General features: G+C 50.0%; 13 protein-coding genes. 2 read left to right on the forward strand and 11 right to left on the reverse strand.

Features of this window, described 5'->3' with window-relative positions; genetic code table 11:
* The 5 genes from DW800_RS00005 to DW800_RS00030 all read right to left on the reverse strand — a co-directional run.
* Positions 1-607 (reverse strand): HU family DNA-binding protein (locus tag DW800_RS00005; RefSeq protein ID WP_005825608.1); only part of this gene is annotated, 607 nt, incomplete at its 3' end.
* A gap of 244 nt (positions 608-851) precedes the next feature.
* On the reverse strand, positions 852-1,571 hold the full coding sequence (locus DW800_RS00015) for an SGNH/GDSL hydrolase family protein (protein WP_008661817.1): 720 nt from the start codon (positions 1,569-1,571) through the stop codon (positions 852-854).
* A 186-nt stretch (positions 1,572-1,757) separates the two neighbouring features.
* A complete protein-coding gene (locus DW800_RS00020; RefSeq protein WP_008661819.1) occupies positions 1,758-3,158 on the reverse strand; it encodes a TolC family protein in 1,401 nt (466 codons plus the stop codon).
* A 31-nt stretch (positions 3,159-3,189) separates the two neighbouring features.
* The gene (locus tag DW800_RS00025) at positions 3,190-6,381 is read right to left on the reverse strand and encodes an efflux RND transporter permease subunit (RefSeq protein WP_005825618.1); all 3,192 of its coding nucleotides are present in this window, start codon (positions 6,379-6,381) and stop codon (positions 3,190-3,192) included.
* Positions 6,382-6,401: 20 nt separating this feature from the next.
* Positions 6,402-7,517 (reverse strand): efflux RND transporter periplasmic adaptor subunit, encoded by a 1,116-nt coding sequence (locus DW800_RS00030; RefSeq protein ID WP_117704079.1) that lies wholly within the window; start codon positions 7,515-7,517, stop codon positions 6,402-6,404.
* A gap of 190 nt (positions 7,518-7,707) precedes the next feature.
* On the opposite strand from DW800_RS00030, the gene DW800_RS00040 reads away from it, so the two are divergent.
* Together DW800_RS00040 and DW800_RS00045 are read left to right on the forward strand one after the other, a co-directional pair.
* Positions 7,708-8,544 (forward strand): helix-turn-helix domain-containing protein, encoded by an 837-nt coding sequence (locus DW800_RS00040; protein WP_016271980.1) that lies wholly within the window; start codon positions 7,708-7,710, stop codon positions 8,542-8,544.
* Positions 8,545-8,634: 90 nt separating this feature from the next.
* On the forward strand, positions 8,635-10,302 hold the full coding sequence (locus DW800_RS00045; RefSeq protein WP_005833489.1) for a beta-N-acetylhexosaminidase: 1,668 nt from the start codon (positions 8,635-8,637) through the stop codon (positions 10,300-10,302).
* Here DW800_RS00045 and DW800_RS00050 read toward each other — a convergent pair whose 3' ends face one another.
* From DW800_RS00050 to DW800_RS00075, 6 genes are all read right to left on the reverse strand, one after another.
* A complete protein-coding gene (locus DW800_RS00050) occupies positions 10,303-11,811 on the reverse strand; it encodes an MBOAT family O-acyltransferase (protein WP_005825628.1) in 1,509 nt (502 codons plus the stop codon).
* Positions 11,798-12,769, reverse strand: coding sequence for an SGNH/GDSL hydrolase family protein (locus DW800_RS00055; RefSeq protein WP_172793044.1), 972 nt, complete (start codon positions 12,767-12,769; stop codon positions 11,798-11,800). The genes DW800_RS00050 and DW800_RS00055 overlap by 14 nt, the downstream gene beginning before the upstream one ends.
* On the reverse strand, positions 12,717-14,096 hold the full coding sequence (locus DW800_RS00060; RefSeq protein WP_005825636.1) for an SGNH/GDSL hydrolase family protein: 1,380 nt from the start codon (positions 14,094-14,096) through the stop codon (positions 12,717-12,719). The genes DW800_RS00055 and DW800_RS00060 overlap by 53 nt, the downstream gene beginning before the upstream one ends.
* Before the next feature lie 123 nt (positions 14,097-14,219).
* Positions 14,220-14,513 (reverse strand): PG0541 family transporter-associated protein, encoded by a 294-nt coding sequence (locus DW800_RS00065; RefSeq protein WP_057281923.1) that lies wholly within the window; start codon positions 14,511-14,513, stop codon positions 14,220-14,222.
* A gap of 51 nt (positions 14,514-14,564) precedes the next feature.
* On the reverse strand, positions 14,565-17,735 hold the full coding sequence (locus DW800_RS00070; protein ID WP_057281922.1) for an efflux RND transporter permease subunit: 3,171 nt from the start codon (positions 17,733-17,735) through the stop codon (positions 14,565-14,567).
* Between the two features lie 102 nt (positions 17,736-17,837).
* Positions 17,838-18,854, reverse strand: a complete 1,017-nt coding sequence (locus DW800_RS00075; protein ID WP_022400662.1) for an efflux RND transporter periplasmic adaptor subunit — start codon at positions 18,852-18,854, stop codon at positions 17,838-17,840.
* Between the last annotated feature and the right edge of the window lie 11 nt (positions 18,855-18,865).

The raw sequence follows: 18,865 nt of genomic DNA on the forward strand, positions 1-18,865 counted from the left end.
ACCCCTTGACATAGACCACTGAACGGCCGGCACCACGCTTGCGAATCACGCCGGAATCGATAAATGTCTGCAAATCCCTCGAAGCCCGGCGGGCGGTGACATGGACAAGGCGGGAATATTCTGCACGAGTAATACAGACATTAGCTTCCAGAAAGTCCATCATGCTTTTTTCACGGGCAACCATGTCGCCCATTGCTTTCGGTTTATCCGGGAAAAAGCGTTTATCCGCACGTTCCAACTCCATCTTACCTGCCACATAACGTTTGAATTCGATGCCGGGACGGAATTTCACCGTGGACATCTTGACCGACTCCGCACGTACTTCTTTCTTATTCATCACCGGATGGGTACACTTCAGCGTGGTGCTGAAGAAGCCAAGTCCCTCTATCTCCACCGTATAGCCCTTTGCCAGCCAGTCTCCAAGCGTAGTGGTGATGGCTTGCACAATACCCACAACCATGGCGTGGGGCATATGTTCTTCACGAAAAACCCGTTCCATGAACTCTTTACCAGAAATGGTTCCCTTGGAACAGACACGGGCATGCAGCGACTTCGGTTCCTCGCCTTCGGGGACAGGCGTTTCATAAAGGTCATAATAAGCACTCATAAAATAATTTAAATTAATGGTTTATAGAGAATTGAGGGAAACTTGCAGCAAACTTGGGGAAGAAATGTTCTCGAAATCGGCAGAAGCTGGCAGTAAAGGTACTAATTATTTTTCTTGCCACAAGGATTTTACTTTCTTTCCACTGCCGTATTCTTTTCTTTCCACAGCTGTGGAAAGAAAAGAATACGGCAGTGGAAAGATTAGCATTTAGGATAGAAAAGGATAACTCCCAATGAGTCTGTCCTTAGTTCTTGGCAGGCAAAGAAACAGAAGCCTCCAATATCGGGGAGACAGACTCCCAAACCTGAGCATCGATACTCTGCATTCCTTGCACAGAAGGATGCCCCCATTGTTTATCAATGTCGTGCAAACGAATATTCTCGATGCCATAGTGCCGGCAAATTTCATCCATGGAATCAGTTACCTCTTCGGATAATTCAGAATTGGTAATATTATAAATCCTGGCCGCAGGATAGAGCTGCTTGAGAGATGCAAGCAGATAGCAAAAGGCAGGACGGAAGCTATACAAATCGGCTTTCGTCCAGCCATCATATTGGTATACGCCAATGGGAGCACCTGCCCAACTGTCATTGGTACCGCCAAAAACAAGGATTATGTCGGGGGTGCCGAGGTTGTGAATACGGGTGATAAAAGAACGGTCGGAGTAATCGGCTTTCTCGTAACCGGTATGACAGACGGTGGAGCCGGAATAGGAATTGTTGCGTTCCAACTGAAAGCCGTGCTCATGGATGAAACGGTACCACCAGGTTTCCTCCACCTTTGTCACATCATTCTCTTTCTTTTCGCCGGGAACTCCATACCAGCAGAGATTGGCGGCAGGAGAGACATGACCGTAAAAAGTGGAATAGGAATCGCCAAGAATAGAAACTTTCTTTTGAGCAAACACCCCTGATATAAGGGTCAGGGAAAAAACAACCAGAAAAAACAAGGATTTGCAGTTCATAATAGATAGATTTTTATGTCGTATGCCGCAAAGTTATAAAGTTTGTCCCGGTTTGACGGCAAGAAACCGTAGTTTTTTTGCCATAGCCCGCTTATATGAAAGCCCCTCTACCATCGGATTCCCACAAAAAAAGGAAATGCCGGATTGATAGAGGGGCGAGAGAATGAAGATGAGAAAGAGTATATTTTACTCCCGCCCTCCACCGAGGGCTTGATAGAGGTTGATGATACCTTGTATTTCATCAAAGCGGTCGGCTACCTGTGTCAGTTGGGCAGAGAGTAGCCCCTGCTGGGCAGTGAGCACTTCCAAATAGGTGGAAGTGCCGTGTTGCATCAGTAACCGGGTGCTGCGGACGGTAGTTTCCAGTGAAGTTATCTGCCTTGCGCGGAGCTCCGTCTTTCCACGGGCTACCTGCACTTGGGTCAGAGCATTGTTCACTTCGCTACCGGCATTGAGCAAAGCTTGCTGAAAAGCGAGCCTGGCTTCTTCCTGCTGTGCTTTGGCTATCTTGAGCTGTGCCACGTTCAGCCCTTTGTTGAACAAGGGTTGTGTCAGCGAACCGATGGCGGAGAAGAGTAGTTTTCCTGGATTGACAATCATGCTTCCTGCCGAGTTGGTCCAGCCAGCTGTACCGCTCAAGGTGATGGAGGGGTAGAAAGCAGAACGGGCGGCATTGGTGCTGTAGAAAGCGGATGCCAGCGAGAGTTCGGCACTTTTCACATCGGGACGGCGGGAAAGCAATTGCAGAGGTACGCCCACCGCAAGTTCCTGCGGGAACTCCTGCCCCGCCAACCGGCCACGCTCAATGGTGCCCGGAACATCGCCCAACAGAATGGAGAGACTGTTCTCCACTTCCTTTACCTGCTGCCGGAGGTCGAGCAGCGAAGCTTCCACCTGACGACAGTTGGCTTTGGATTGCGAGACACTCGCCTCGTTCGTCATGCCTGCAGCCATCATGGCTCGCATGGTGCGTACACTTTCGCGCCAACTGGCGGCTGTTTCTTCGGAAATGCGGTATTGCTCGTCGAGCATCAGCAAGGTGTAGTACAGATTGGCCACATTAGCTATCAGCGAAGTGCTGACGGCTTGTTCGTACTCCAAGCTTTGAAGGTAGAGCGCTTTGGAACGGCGTTTGGCATTGGTCAACTTACCAAAAATATCGACTTCCCAACTTGCCGAGGCAATGCCGGAATAGGTCCACGAGCCTTTGGAATTGTCGAAACTGCTGACGCCACCCTGCGGAGTGAGCATAAACGAAGGCAGGTACGAAAGTTTGGCCGACATCAGCGTGGCTTCTGCCTCCTTGATACGTTGTTGGGCGGAAAGCAGGTCAGTGTTGCCTTGCAAGGCTTGTTCGATGAGCGACTGTAATTGCGGGTCCGTAAAAAGCTCGCGCCAGGAAAGGGAAGCGATGGAGGTAGTGTCCGATGCCGCAAACAGACTCAGGCTATCCAGACTTTGCCCGTCCAAATCGTGTCCATAAAGTCCATCGGTCGTGATGTCCTCCGGGCGCTGGTATTTGGTATAGATGCCGCAACTGGTCAGTACCAAGCCGGCGACAGCTAATAATATGAATTGTTTCTTCATTATTTTTTTATGTTAGTTACGCGATAATGTACTAATGTGATTCTTCTATCTCCTTCCGGCTTACTTTCATCTCTTCCTCAATCTGCCAGTCGCTCGTCGGGACGGATTGGGCAGGACGAAGCCGCTCCTGCAACCACTGGAAACTGATGAACAAGACAGGAACAATGAACAGCAGCGCCAATGTGCCGATGAACATACCACCGACAACACCCGTACCCAATGAACGGTTACCGTTGGCTCCGACACCCGTGGCAACCACCAAGGGGAAAAGGCCGAAAATCATCGTCAGTACCGTCATCAGGATGGGACGGAAACGCGCCTTTGCCGCACTGACGGCAGAAGCAATCAGCCCCATTCCCGCTTTACGGCGCTCGGCGGCATACTCCGTCAACAGAATAGCGGTCTTTGCCAACAGACCTATCAGCATGATAAGTCCCGTCTGTAAATAGATATTATTCTCCAACCCGGCTATCCTGGCAAAAAGGAACGACCCCATCAGGCCCGCAGGAACGGCCAGGATAACGGCAAACGGAATCAGAAAGCTCTCGTAAAGCGCACTCAGAATCAAGTAAATCATCAAGATACAGATACCGAAGATGATGACTGTAGTACCACTCTGCTGGCTTTCCTCGCGGGTGATGCCACCAAAGTCATAGCCATATCCCTTCGGCAAGGCTATCTCCGCCGTTTCTTGTACGGCACGGATGGCGTCACCGGTACTGTATCCCTCAGCAGGCATGGCATTCACGGCAATGGAGTTGAACATGTTGAAGCGGCTCAAGGACTCGGCACCGTAGGAACGGGTCAGCGTAACGAACTGGCTCAACGGAGCCATCTCACCGTTGGACATGCGCACAAAGGCATTGTTCAGTGAAGCCTCATCCAAACGGAACTTCGGGTCGGCCTGAATCATTACCTTGTAAACTTTGGAGAAACGGTTGAAGTTGGAGACATATTGCCCGCCATAATAGCCCGACAGTGTGGACAACACCTGGTCGGGAGTAATCCCGGCACGTTTGCACTTGGAAGCATCCACCTCGACGGTCCACTGCGGATAGCGTACATCGAACGTGGAGTATGCCATCGAAATTTCCGGACGCTGGTTCAGTGCCGCCAGATACTGCTGGGTGGTCTGGAAGAAGGTGTTCATATCCCCTCCCTGCTTGTCCTGCACATTCAAGTCCAGCGCATTACCCATACCATAGCCCGGAATCATACCCGGAGCAATGGCAAAGACTGTAGCATCCTTAATATCCGCCGTGCGAGCGTATATCTGGTTGACGACTGCCTGCACCTGGTCTTCCTTTGCCGTACGCTCGTCCCAAGGTTTCAGCTTCACGATAATCATACCGAAAGAATTTCCCTGCCCGGACAGCAGACCATAACCGGCAACTTTCTGCAAGTGCAATTTCTGAGGAAGGTCTTCCAGACGCTTCTCCACGCGGTCTATAATGTCATTTGTCGTCTTGAGCGAGCTACCCGGAGCGGTGCTAACGTTGACAAACAACGTTCCTTGGTCCTCGTCGGGCACCAGTCCGGTCTTGGTGGTATTCATCAGGAATACCAGCAGCACCACCGAAAGTGCCAGCAACGACCATCCCAGCCAGCGGCGCTTGATGAACAGCAACACTATCTTCTTATACTTCTCGACCACCGCCTCGAAAGCCGTGTTGAATGCCTTGCGGAAGCGCGAAGCAAAATTATTCTTCTCCGTTCCGTCCTCATTGATATAAGGCTTCAGCAGCAAGGCACAAAGTGCGGGACTGAGTGTCAACGCATTAATCGCCGAAATACCAACGGCCACCGCCATCGTCAACCCAAACTGGGTATAGAACGTACCGGAAGTCCCTCCCATGAACGATACCGGAATAAACACCGCCATAAACACCAGTGAAGAAGTGATAACCGCGTTGCTGATGCCCTTCATCGCATCGATACTTGCCATATAGGAGGACTTATAGCCCACATCAAACCGTGCCTGCACCGCCTCCACCACGACAATGGCGTCATCCACCACCGTACCAATCACCAATACCAGCGCAAACAGCGTAATCAGATTGATACTGAATCCGGCAACGGACATGAAAGCAAACGTACCAATCAGTGAAACAACGATACCTACCAGCGGAATCAGCGTAGAGCGGATGTCTTGCAAAAAGACATAAACCACCAGGATAACCAGGATAATAGCCTCAATCAGCGTTTTCACCACTTCGTGGATAGAGGCGAAGAGGAAATCGTTGCTGGACATCATCTGGGTAAGCTCCACGCCTTTCGGCAAGTCCTTGCGTGCTTCTTCAAGGAGCCGGTCAATCTGCCGGTTCACTTCCGTGGCATTGGAGCCCGCGGTCTGGAACACCATGCAGGAGATACCGGGATGTCCATCCATGGTACCTTTGTAGGCATAACTGTCCTTACCCAGCTCTATATCGGCGATGTCCTTCAGTTTCAGCACCTCGCCGTCTTCGGTAGAACGGATGACGATGTCGCCGAACTCCTCAGGAGTAATGAGGCGTCCCGTATATTTCATGGTATATTGATACGTCTCATCCGAGTTCTCACCAAACGACCCGGTGGCCGATTCGATATTCTGCTCTGCCAGCACAGCCGTCACATCCGAAGGTATCAGCTTGTACTGCGCCATGACATCCGGTTTCATCCAGATACGCATGCTGTAGTCACCACCCATAATCATCATATCGCCCACACCGGAGATACGGAGAATCTGCGGCTTCAGATTGATACTGATATAGTTGGCAAGAAAGTTCTCGTCATAGCTGTCATCAGGGCTATATAAAGAGAACATCTGTAAGATACTGGTCTGCCGCTTGCTGGTGGTGACACCCACCTGGGTTACTTCGGCAGGAAGCTGCCCCGTAGCTTTGGACACACGGTTCTGCACATTGACCGCCGCCATGTCCGGGTCTGTACCCTGCTTGAAGTAAACAGTAATGGAAACCGACCCTGCATTGCTGGCGGTAGAAGTCATGTAAGTCATGTCCTCCACACCGTTGATGGCCTCTTCCAACGGAGCGATAACACTTTTCTGAAGGGTTTCCGCACTGGCACCATAGTAAGTGGTGCTCACCATGATGGTGGGCGGCGCAATGTCGGGATATTGCTCAACGGGCAAGGTGAACAATCCGATGATGCCCAGAATGACAATCGTAATGGAGATGACTGCCGAAAAAACGGGGCGTTCTATAAAAGTTCTGAGGTTCATATTCTATCGGTTAAAAATTATCATTCATTCGTTTTGGGTTGGACGGAGGTACCTTCACGCAGCAAACCCACGCCTTCGGCCACAATTGTGTCCCCCACTTTCAAGCCACTCTCTACGATATATTCCTGACCTCCATTCACACGGGTCACTTGCACGGGAACTGATTGCGCCTTGCCGTCAACTACCTTATATACATAGACCTTGTCCTGTACTTCGTAAGTGGCACTCTGGGGAACAACGATGCAGTTCTCTTTCCGTACCGGGATGATGACGTTGCCCGAACCGCCACTGGTCAGCAATCCCTCTTTATTGGGGAACACGGCACGCAGACTGACTGTACCCGTAGAGGTATCAATTACACCACTGATAGTTTCTATCTTACCTTCTTGCGGATAGACAGAACGGTCATTGAGCTGTAATTCGATAGAGTCCATCTCTGCCAGCGCCTTATCCTTGGAGCCGTAGCGGCGGGTGAGGTCAAGCAACTGATTCTCTGTCATGGAGAAATAGACATACATATTAGAATTATCGGATACGGTCGTCAGTGGTTTGGGCAAACTGGCGCTGACCAACGTCCCCACCCTATAAGGGAGCGTACCTACCATTCCATCTGCCGGACTCTTCACTTCTGTATAAGAGAGGTTATTGGCGGCATTCACCTGCTGCGCCTCGGCTTGGGCCAACTGGGCTTTCGCTGTCAGCAGGCTGTTGTAGGAAGTCTTTAAGTCAAACTCGGAAATCACCTTCTGGGCATAAAGCTCCTTCTTGCTGTCATATGTCAGTTGCGAAGTGGCCACGCCGGCACGGGCAGCTTCCACATAGGCTTCTGCTGTGCGCAAGGCTGCCAGATAGGGCACCTGGTCGATAATAAACAAGACTTGCCCCCGACGCACGGTCTGTCCTTCCTCCACACAAAGTTTGGTGAGTGTACCGGACACCTGCGGATAGATGTCAATGTCCTGCCGTCCGCGGATGGCTGCGGAATAAATTGTCTGCAGTTCTTTGTCGGTAGTCGAAATAGTCATCACCTGATATTCCGACTGGGGTTGCACGACAGGCGCGCTGCCGCAGGCTGCCAGTGTTGCACTACAGATGACGGTCATCATCTGTTTCATCATACTCTTTTTTGTTATCATACTTTTTATCTTAAAAAAATAATACGTCGGCTTTCTCTTTCATTTTTTAAGCCGGCAGCAAAGGTATGCCGTTTTTGAACAACCATTTGTTTCATTGAAGGTACACGACTGTTCATTTTCGGAACATGCCATTTAACAATCCAAAAAGAACTCGTACCTTTGTAACCGCAAATCATAAGCAATCTAACATATGAACCCATTACTGACTACCAAACAAGAAACGTTCAGAGCCGGAACAGACAAGCTGGAATTCTTCCGGGAACGTCTTCTGAAAATGAACAATGGAGCACTGATGTTCTGCACCCGTGGAGAAGCAAATATCACAATAGATTTAAGAAAATATCATATTGTACCCAATACGCACATTACGCTGCTTCCAAGTTCCATTATTTCACTGACAAGTGCGAGTAAAGATTTCCTGGTGGACTTCTTTGCCTATTCCGAGACAATGTTCAAGACGGCATGTTTCCGTTTAGAGCCGCCCTTCATACATTTTATAAAGGAGAATGCATGCTATACGCATACCGAAGACGAACCGGTTCGTGCTATCACAGGACTCATCACGGCAAGCAATGCCATCTACCGCGATTCTGAAAATCTGTATCGCGAAGCCATTGCACAAAACCTGCTGCAAATTTTCTTCCTCGACACCTACGACAAGGTTCAACGTTACTTTACGGAAGAGCAAATCAATGGCAGTAACCGGAAAGAAGAATTGTTCAAAAAGTTCATAAATCTGGTACATACGTACTGTACTACCCAGCGGGATGTCGCTTTTTATGCTGACCAACTCTGCATTTCGACCCGCTACCTATCTGCCATCACCAAACAAGTGGCAGAAGATTCTGCCAAAGAAATCATTGACGAAAACCTGATATTGGAACTGAAAATGGCACTGCAATCCACCGGCATGTCACTGAAAGAGATTGCCGACAAATATCGTTTTCCCGACCAGTCTTTCTTCGGACGATATTTCAAGAAACACACGGGAATGTCACCCAAGGAGTACAGAGCAAAGAAGAACTGAGGTATGAGCATGCATTTATCCCCTTCTCCTCTGCCTCTTTAGTATTTTTTTAGTATATTTGTCAGACACTAATTTAATCAGTTCAATACCATGAGAAAACTTACACACATGCTCCTTGCAGGCACTCTCATCCTGGCCTGCTCTTCATGCGGAGTAGAAACAACAGCCAACTATCAAGTCATTCCCCTGCCCCAGGAGGTTGCCTTGAGTCAGGAATCCCCCTTCAACCTGAATGACGGTACCATCATCGCCTACCCCGAACACAATGAACTTTTGAAACGCAATGCCGAGTTTTTGGCCGAATACATCAGCCAGTCCACCGGCCACACCCTCCAGACAGAAGCCCTTGCCCCGGGGAGCGAAGCGCCCAAAGGCGCCATCACATTGGGACTGGATCCGGCCATCGGCAACCGGGAAGGCTATGTGCTGACCGTCAAAGCCGACCGGGTGACCCTAAACGGACAGACCGAGAACGGGGTGTTCTACGGTATACAAACCCTGCGTAAATCAATCCCCGCCGAAACCAAAGCCACCTCTATCCTATTGCCTGCCGGCAGCATCCAGGATGAACCCCGCTTCAGCTACCGGGGCATGCACCTCGATGTGGGCCGCCACTTCTTTCCCATTGAGTTCGTAAAAAAATACATAGACTTGCTGGCACTTCACAATATGAATACCTTCCACTGGCACCTCACCGAAGACCAAGGCTGGAGAATAGAAATAAAGAAGTATCCCAAGCTGACGGAAATTGGCGCCTGGCGCGACCGTACCGTTATCGGCCGGAACACCGAAGAGTATGACAACACCCGGTATGGCGGTTTCTATACGCAGGAGCAAGCCAAAGAAATCGTAAAATATGCCGGGGAGCGCTATATCACGGTCATCCCCGAAGTAGACCTGCCCGGACACATGCTTGCCGCACTGGCCGCCTATCCCGAAATGGGATGTACCGGTGGACCGTATGAAGTGTGCCCACGTTGGGGCGTATTCGAAGATGTGCTGTGCATCGGCAACGAAAAGTCCATGCAGTTCCTCGAAGATGTCATGGCCGAAATCATTGACATATTCCCTTCCAAATACATCCACATCGGCGGTGACGAAGCTCCCCGCACCCGTTGGGAAAAGTGTCCCAAATGCCAGGCACGTATCAGAACCGAAAAATTGAAAGCCGACAAGAACCATACTGCCGAAGACCGTCTGCAGAGCTATTGTATGACACGTATCGAAAAGCTCCTCAATAGTAAAGGACGCCAGATTATCGGCTGGGATGAGATTCTGGAAGGCGACGTCGCCCCCAACGCAACTGTTATGTCATGGCGTGGCTCGGCAGGAGGAATCAAGGCGGCCCAACTGGGACACGACGTGATAATGACACCCAATGACTATTGCTACTTTGATTATTACCAAAGTGAGGATACCCGGCACGAACCATTTGCCATCGGAGGCTTTGTCCCATTGGAGAAAGTATACAGTCTGAATCCTACCGCCTCACTGACCGAAGAACAAGCCAAGCACATACTCGGCACACAAGCCAACCTTTGGACAGAATACATCCCGACCAGCGAACAGGTAGAGTATATGGTTCTCCCCCGTATGGCCGCCCTTGCCGAAGTACAATGGACACAACTGGAAAAGAAAGATTATACAAACTTCACTACCCGACTGGCCGGACTCATCGGCCTCTACCGGAGAGACGGGCTCAACTACCGGGAACCCTTCCGACAGCAGGCAGACTCCACAGCGACCGAGAAGAAGTAATCAGAACTGGAAATAGATAAACGGCTGTATCTCCGAACTTTTCATCTGAATGACCAGATAGATTACAGCAAGCATCAGTACCGCCTTTCCCAACAAGGGGAGGCGGATTACTGTTTTTGTGCAAGCACGTTCCCAACTGTCGGGCACAAAATGCAGCAGATAGCCCAATGCCATCAGTGCAAACACTTCCCAATAACCCTCTACCAGCTGCGGGAAGAGTTGCGGACGGAAAGTAGTGAATATCTGCTTCAGCATATCCATTGATGTGGAGAACTCCGCATTACGGAAGAATATCCAGCAGAAACAAACAAAATGGAAAGTGACAAGCACTCCGAAGAAGCGGTGGATGCCATGGCTCTCCGTCCCCTTCTTACGCCCGGTAAGCGTCATCCAGAACTTATGGGCTGCAAGCGCAACGCCATGCATCATTCCCCAAAGTACAAAATTCCACGAAGCGCCATGCCACAAGCCGCCCAGGAACATGGTAATGATGAGATTGGCATATTGGCGAATTTTCCCCTTCCGGTTGCCTCCCAAAGAAATATAAAGGTAATCGCGCAACCAGCTGGAAAGCGAAATATGCCACCGCCTCCAAAATTCCGTAATGGAAGCGGACTTATAAGGGGAATCGAAATTGATATTGAAATGGAAGCCCAGCAACAAGGCAATGCCGATAGCCATATCACTGTAACCGGAGAAGTCGCAATAAATCTGCAAGGCATAGCCATAAACACCTATCAGATTCTCCACCCCCGAATAAAGAGTAGGATTATCAAAAATACGCTCTACAAAGTTAACGCTGATATAGTCCGATATAACCGCTTTCTTGAAGAGCCCACTCACGATGAGGAAGATTCCACGTCCGAACATCTCATTGGAGACAAACAGCGGGCGGCGGATTTGCGGAATGAAATCACGGGCACGTACAATAGGACCCGCCACCAACTGGGGAAAGAAAGAAACATAAAAAGCATAATCCAACAAACTGGTCAGAGGCGTTATCTGGCGACGGTACACATCTATCGTATAGCTCAACGACTGAAAAGTGAAAAAAGAGATGCCCACAGGAAGGAAAATATCCATTGTCGTGAACGTGCCTCCCGTCAGCGAGGCAAAAGTTTCGCCCAGAAAATTGGTGTACTTGAAGTAACACAACAATCCCAAATTGATGAACAGACTCAACACAACCCATGCCTTACGTAGCCAGGGAATAGCCTCGCGTGCCATCAAGCGTGCAATGAAAAAGTCACAGACCGTCACCAGTCCAAGCAGGAAGAAATAAGTGCCACTACTTTTATAATAGAAGTAATAGGAAAACAAGGTGACAAACAGCAAACGCGCCGTCGTCCGGCGTTGCAACAACAGATAAACCAATATAAAAGCGACAAACAGCCAGAGGAAAATACCACTGCTGAATATCATCGGGGCTTGCGGGTCATAAGTGAAGACATCGCGCAAACGGTCCAAGTCTATATTCAATCCGGATAAAAATTCGTCAATATTCCACATAATCGTTATAAGCTTTTAACAAGGCCTGGTAGAACAGCTCGCCTTGCAGGCGGTAACCGTCCGGCAAATAGTGTACATGGTCCGGACGCATCAATCCGGCTTCCTGCCAGTTGAGGCAGGCACGGTGGGTACCGCCAAGTATTTCGTACATGTCCCATACCGCCAATCCGTTTTCATCGGCATAGCAGCGGATAGTCTGCACGGCAACGGCAGTACGCGGATTAATCTTATAGGTCCGACGACGGCGACGCTGCCGGAAACTCTCGTAAGAGCCCGGAGGAGTGGTCATCAACATCGGTACATTCGGCAGTTTCTCGCGAAGCATGCGTACAAGGTCGTCCATCTGGCGATAGTGCAGCATTGTATTGTAACGGCGGTTATGGCTTTCGTTCGTCCCGAAGGAAAGAATAAGCAGGTCGGGATGCAGAGCCGCAATATCAGCAATACGGTCCGGACGGGTGAAAGTAGTACAAAATGCACCGTTGATACCTACATCGGTATAAGAGACTGCCCCGAAAGTGTCCTGCATCAACGCACCGGTGGTACGGGGGAAGATATGGCCGCGTATATGGCTGTCGCCCACATGTACGATGCGAAGCGTATCAGCGGAAGCGCCCAGCCGAGACAGACGCAACTTCTCCCAGAAAGGATTAAGAATACCCAGACTGTCGGTAAGTACATTCTCCTTCATTTGCCGGAATGCGGCGGGAAAAGTTATCAAAGGGACAGACACCGTATCCGTACGTTGGGAATAGAGGCAGAGAGTATCACAATCCGCTCCACCGGCATGACACGAAAGGCTGCCTGGCAGTATGTCCTGTGCATGGAGCGGCCGTATCGCCGCAATCAGCACCAGCACCGCGCAGCAAATCGTACATCGTAAATCGTACAATCGTGAATCCTCCTTATGGCTCCTCTTCATAGTAGGCCCTCCTTCTGTCATACTGTTCCTTGCCATAAATCAAAGACTCATAAAGTAATCCCGCAAGATGCTTTCCACCACGGAAGTTGATGTGCGTATAATCATAATTGGCCAATGACGGCTTGGCATGCACCATGTCTGCCATACTGCCTTCCCCACCCATAGCCTCGAACATGTTCCAGAAAGCGACAGCCTCATCCGCCGCCAAATTCTGTTGATAACGAACCAGATTCTTGATGCCAGGCATGGTACGCAGCTCCCCTTCTTCGGTCTTATAGTCCCTATCGCCCACGCTGACTATGAGGATGGCTGCTTGCGGAAAGGCCTCCTTGAGATGCTGCACCGTTGTCTGCATGCCGGCAATGTACTTGTCGTAATTCCGTCCGCGCTCTGTAGCCACATTCAGTCCGTACTGCAGGATTATCAAATCGTAAGGACGCTGTTCATTGAACTCACGCATCATCCACACGGGAACAGAGCGGAGGGAAAGGCCGGAGCTGCCACGCAGTGAGAAGTTATCCAGCACAATGCCGGAAGTACCGTCCATGGCAAGGCCATAAAACAAGGTGGAGTCCGCACTTTCCACCGTCCAACGGACAGAACCGATATTTCCCTCTACCGTCATCTCCTGCAAATCATCAATCGGCTCAAAAGTCTCGGTAGTTGCTTCGCCACGATTGACGCGGACAGAAAGGGTGGTTGTGCCACGGTTATAGAAAAAAATACTGGCACGCTGGCAAGTATCCAGACGGGAGGCATAGTTCTTCTGCCCCCGCAGTTCCACATAAGCACCGGTATTCGGAATAAAGTAATGTCCGGAGACTCCCAGCTTGCTACGGTCAAAGAACACGGAGTCCATGACAGAATGACTCTGCCATCCGCTGAAGGAATGACGCACTGTAGGACGGAAGCCACTGGTCATGGACGTAATGGTGACAAAACCTACTCCGCAACCGCCATATTTCTGCTGAAGCATCTCGCGTAAATCAGCCGTCAGAATATCCGCTTCGATAAAGGAGTCGCCGAAGTAGGCGATACGAACCGGACGGGGTGCTTTGGCAAGCTCGTCGAGCGCCTGATAGAACCGCGTCATGCCACGCATGGTAGAATCGCTGTAATCTTCAATGCACGTCATGCCCGCACGGCAGGTGTCCACAAAGGCGGGCTTCACCTTCGGGGGCGGAGGCAGCAGGCTGTCCGGCTCACTCACCGGCTTGGAAGGACGACGCACGTCCCCCAAGATATCCACACGCCTCAGCACACGGCCACCCATCGTAATACTTGGCAACAGATGCATCAGCAACAATGCACCCCATACGATAAACGCCAACAGACCCGTATATTTCAATGAATTCTTTTCCATACCTAATGTGGCCGCAAAGATATAGATATAGGTTGAAAAAATCTCTCCGGACAAAAAAGAATTATCCCCAAAGAAACAAGATTTTTTCTCCGGGGATAACGGTTATAGACAGAGCAGACCCGATTAAATGGTCTGTTCGATATTCCAAACAAAAGCACGGAGTCCGAGTTGCTCGGTCTCCTTGTCCATCCGGTGGAGCGCTTCGAGCAACGGAGCCACCTTAGTCTCATCTATGATAGTGATGATGGCGGAACACATACTGGGCCAGGCATGGCTGCCATAGTGCGGTTCCCCCGTCTTACTGCCACGCCCCTGTACTTGCTGCCAATAGCTGAAGCCGCGGCAGTTGTGGCGGTCAAGCAATGCCATGATACGTTCAAAGAACGCTTGGTCGAATGTTATAAATACTGATTTCACGCTATATAATGTTTAGTGATTAATGTTTAATGATTAACGGATAATGATTAATCATTGTTTACGTGGTTTCGTCATCTTCTCCTTATGCAACTGGTAATAATCATTCAGCTCACGGTCTTTCTTAATCTTCTTACGCGTGCGGCGGATACCAACACCTGCAAACGAGCAATAGAGTACGGGGACAAGAATCAATGTCAGAATGGTAGATACCGTCAGACCGCCAATTACGGCAACACCCAACGGACGCCACATCTCGGCACCTTCACCCTGCCCTACAGCCATCGGCACCATACCGAGGATAGTGGTCAGTGTAGTCATTAATACCGGACGCAAACGGCTGCGGCCTGCCGTGACTACAGAGTGAAGCACCGCTTGACCACGTTCGCGGCAAAGCGTGATGTAGTCTATGAGTACGATACCGTTCTTCACCACAATACCAATCAACATGATTCCACCCAAAAGCGACATCACATTCAAATTGGTTCCCGTAAAGAATAATGCCATCAACACACCGCTGAATGCAAATGGAATGGAAAACATGATGATGAACGGATAACTCAAAGACTCAAACTGAGCTGCCATCACAATGAATACGAGAATAACAATCAATACAGCCAGCGTTCCCAAGTCGGAGAATGAATCCTGTTGGTCCTCATACGAACCCGAAATCTGGATAGAAACACCACTTGGTAGGTCCATCTTATCAATTATAGCATTACCATCGGCCACCACATCGCCCAAAGGTGCTCCCGAAATAACCGCAGATACAGTAACAATACGCTCACGGTCTTTACGTTCGATGGTAGGAGGAGCAGAACGCTCGACTACTTTGCCGAGGTCTTTCACGCGGATACCCTCACCGGAAGGCGTATAAATAAGGATGTTCTCCAAATCTTCAATCTTTGTACGGAATTCGGGAGCGTAACGCACACGGATGTCGTACTCGTCACCATCTTCGCGATAATAAGATGCCAAAGCACCATTTACACGATTACGCAGATAGTTGGAGGCAGTAGAAAGATTCAAGCCATGCAATGCCAGCTTCTCACGGTCAAAGTCCACCTGATATTCGGGCTGATAATCCTGACGGCTGATGTTCACTTCACTCACACCTTTCACCTGCAACAATTTCTCTTTCAGTTCGGCTGACACTTTGTCCGTAGCGGTGAAGTCGTAACCATAAACCTCAAAGTCGGCACTTGCCTGGGCGCTCATGCCGCCTGTGCTACCGCCCAGAATAACCTGCGCCTTGTCCAATTCGGGATACCCCTTCAAGTCCTCACGCATTTCGTCGCAAACGGTTTCCAGTGTCACGTCACGGTCTCCCGGACTCACCAGACTGATATTGAAACTAATGATATGACTACCGTTGTCCTGCATGGAAGCAAACGTATTGTCAGAGTCCGCCTGCCCCACAGTGTAGTTGCAAACTTTCATCATATCTCCGTAGCGCGTCATCCACTTGTTTGTCAGTTCCGAAGCCAACGCTTCCGCACGCTCCACACGGGCCCCGATGGGCAACTGAAGGTTGATACCGATGCGGCTATTGTCTGCTGCCGGGAAGAACTCGGTACCGATATACTTGGCACAGAACAGACTTGCCACAAAGAATGCGGCACAGCCTGCCATAACCGTCAGACGATGGCGCACAGCCCAGTTCAACCGGTTCTGATACCACACGTCAAGACCGTCCAGCGCACGCTGAATCGGCGTATAGAGCGTAACGAACATCTTACTCTGCTTTTTCTGCAAACGCAGAAGCTGCGCACACATCATCGGGGTGAATGACAAGGCTGAAACTGTGGAAACCGTCATAATCACACACATCATCCATCCCAACTGACGGAATAACACACCGGACATACCACTTACCATCGTCAATGGGAAGAATACCGCAATCATAGTCAGCGTAGATGCAATTACGGAGATGGCCACCTCGTTCGTGGCATGTATCGCTGCCTGCTTCGGTTCGGAACCCCGTTCAATATGGGTCGTTACATTCTCGAGTACCACAATGGCGTCGTCCACCACGTTACCAATAGCAATAGAGAGACAAGAGAGCGAGATGATATTCAGTGAACCGCCGTCGATGATACCCAGATAGATGAACGAGGCAACCAGTGACATCGGTATGGTGATACAGATGATGACCGTGGCACGCCAACGCCCCAAAAAAACGAACACCACCAAGATAACGAACAGCATAGCGTACATAATGGTTTCCTCCAAGCTGTCTATCGTATTCAAGATGTTATCGGAAGTATTGACAATGATCCCCAGCTTCACATCGCTCGGCAGTGACTTCTGCAACTGTGGCAACATATCAATTACCTTCTGCGAAATGGCTACAGAATTGGCACCCGATTGTTTCTGCACCACAATCATAGCGCCCTGCACACCGTTGCTATACGTCTTCTGTGCACGTTCCTCCACAGAGTCCACAACTTTTGCCACATCGCGCAGATAGACGGAAGCACCGTTGTGCGTACCTACCACGATGTTCTCCATCTCTTTGGGATCCTTGAACTCACCTTCCACACGCAGCGAATAGGTATTGCTACCTACATCAAACGTACCGCCCGGCGTATTCCGGTTTTCGGCACTGATAATAGAGCTGATAGTTTCTACAGAAAGGTTGTAGGCATCCAGTTTATTGGGGTCGCAATATACATTGACCTCACGCTTGGGGGCACCCGAAATGGACACCGTACCGACACCGGGCACACGCGCCAAGGGATTCGCCACGTTGTCATCCAATATTTTGTAAAGAGCCGGCTGGCTCTCCTCCGCCTGCACGGAGAGCAGCAGGATAGGAATCATGTCCGTACTGAACTTGAAGATGATGGGAGTTTCGACCTCATCGGGCAGCATGGAGCTCACCATGTCCAGTTTATCACGCACGTCGTTCGTCAGCACGTCTATGTCATACCCATACTCAAACTCCAGCGTAATCACGGAAATATTCTCCGACGAACGGGAAGTGATATGCTTCAAGTTGCTGACCGAATTCAGCACGTTTTCCAACGGACGGGTCACGTTATTCTCGATGTCCGAGGCACTGGCACCCTGATAGGTCGTCATCACCATAATGGTGTTGGTCTCGATGTCCGGATAAAGGTCTACCGGCAATTTCGACAGAGAGAACAGACCAAATATAGCCACTGCCAGGAAGCAGAGCGAGGTCATAATCGGTTTCTTAACCGCTCCTTCGTATAAACTCATAAGATTAATTCTTTAATTTGCCAATGTGCTAATATGCTAATTGGCTGCGCAATGTAGCTACATCGGCACATTAGCATATTATCACATTACCACATTACCATATTATTTTTCTACCTCGACTTCCACACCATCGGCTAATTTAGACTGCCCAGCAATAACAACTTGAGAGTTATTGTCTACACCGGAAATCAACTCATACTCCGTATCCATACGACGGCCAAGCTCTACCTTATTATAAGACACCTTGCCGTTCTTGTAGACATAGACATAGCGGTCGCCTGAACCGGCACGCTTCACAATGGCCAGGTCGGGAACAACCACGTGGTCCTGTGTTCCGAAGTTCAGCGTGGCGCGGGCAAACATTCCCGGACGTACGCGCTGATCACGGTTGACAAGCTGTATCTCTACCGGGAAAGTACGGGTAGCCGGGTCGATGGTAGGATAAACAAGGCTGATTTTGCCTTCGAACTCCTCGTCACCATAGACATCTACTTTCACGGATACGGGAGCGCCCTTCTTCACTTTGGTAAAGTAGCCTTCGGATACGTTGATGTATAGTTTTACCGGAGTGATTTGCTCCACTACCAGTACCGGTTCTCCACCGCTATACATATCTCCGTTATCGTAATTGCGTGCCGTCACCACCCCGTTAATGGGACTGAGCAACGAGGTGTTCTCCAAGAGATTCTTATAGGAAGTCTCACGGATGTCGAGATTCATCTTGGCGGTATCCCACTCCGACTTGGAGGCACCGCCTACCTTATACAACTCGTCAATACGCTTGAACTCTATCTGCTGGTTGTCCAACTGATATTTTATCTGCTTCAGATTGGCAGCATCCATGCTGACCAGCTTCTGGCCTTTCGACACGCGGTCGCCCACCTCCACAAAAATGCGGTCTATACGCACCGGAGAAGAGGGAGCAATATTGTTTTTTACTTCGGCTTCCACCGTAGCGGTGTATTCCTGAATCTGTTCCACGGGACGGGACGACACCTCGGCCAGTTTCACCCTCGGCTTTTCGTCCACCTTCTCAGCAGCAGCTTTATCACTACCTCCGCTACATGCCCCCAGCATGGCAACAACCAGCAGGGCCATCCATTGAAAACCTTTTTTCATATCGTTGTTCT

It is taken from the genome of Bacteroides sp. AM32-11AC, assembly GCF_003603515.1.
Classification (GTDB): Bacteria; Bacteroidota; Bacteroidia; order Bacteroidales; family Bacteroidaceae; genus Bacteroides; species Bacteroides uniformis.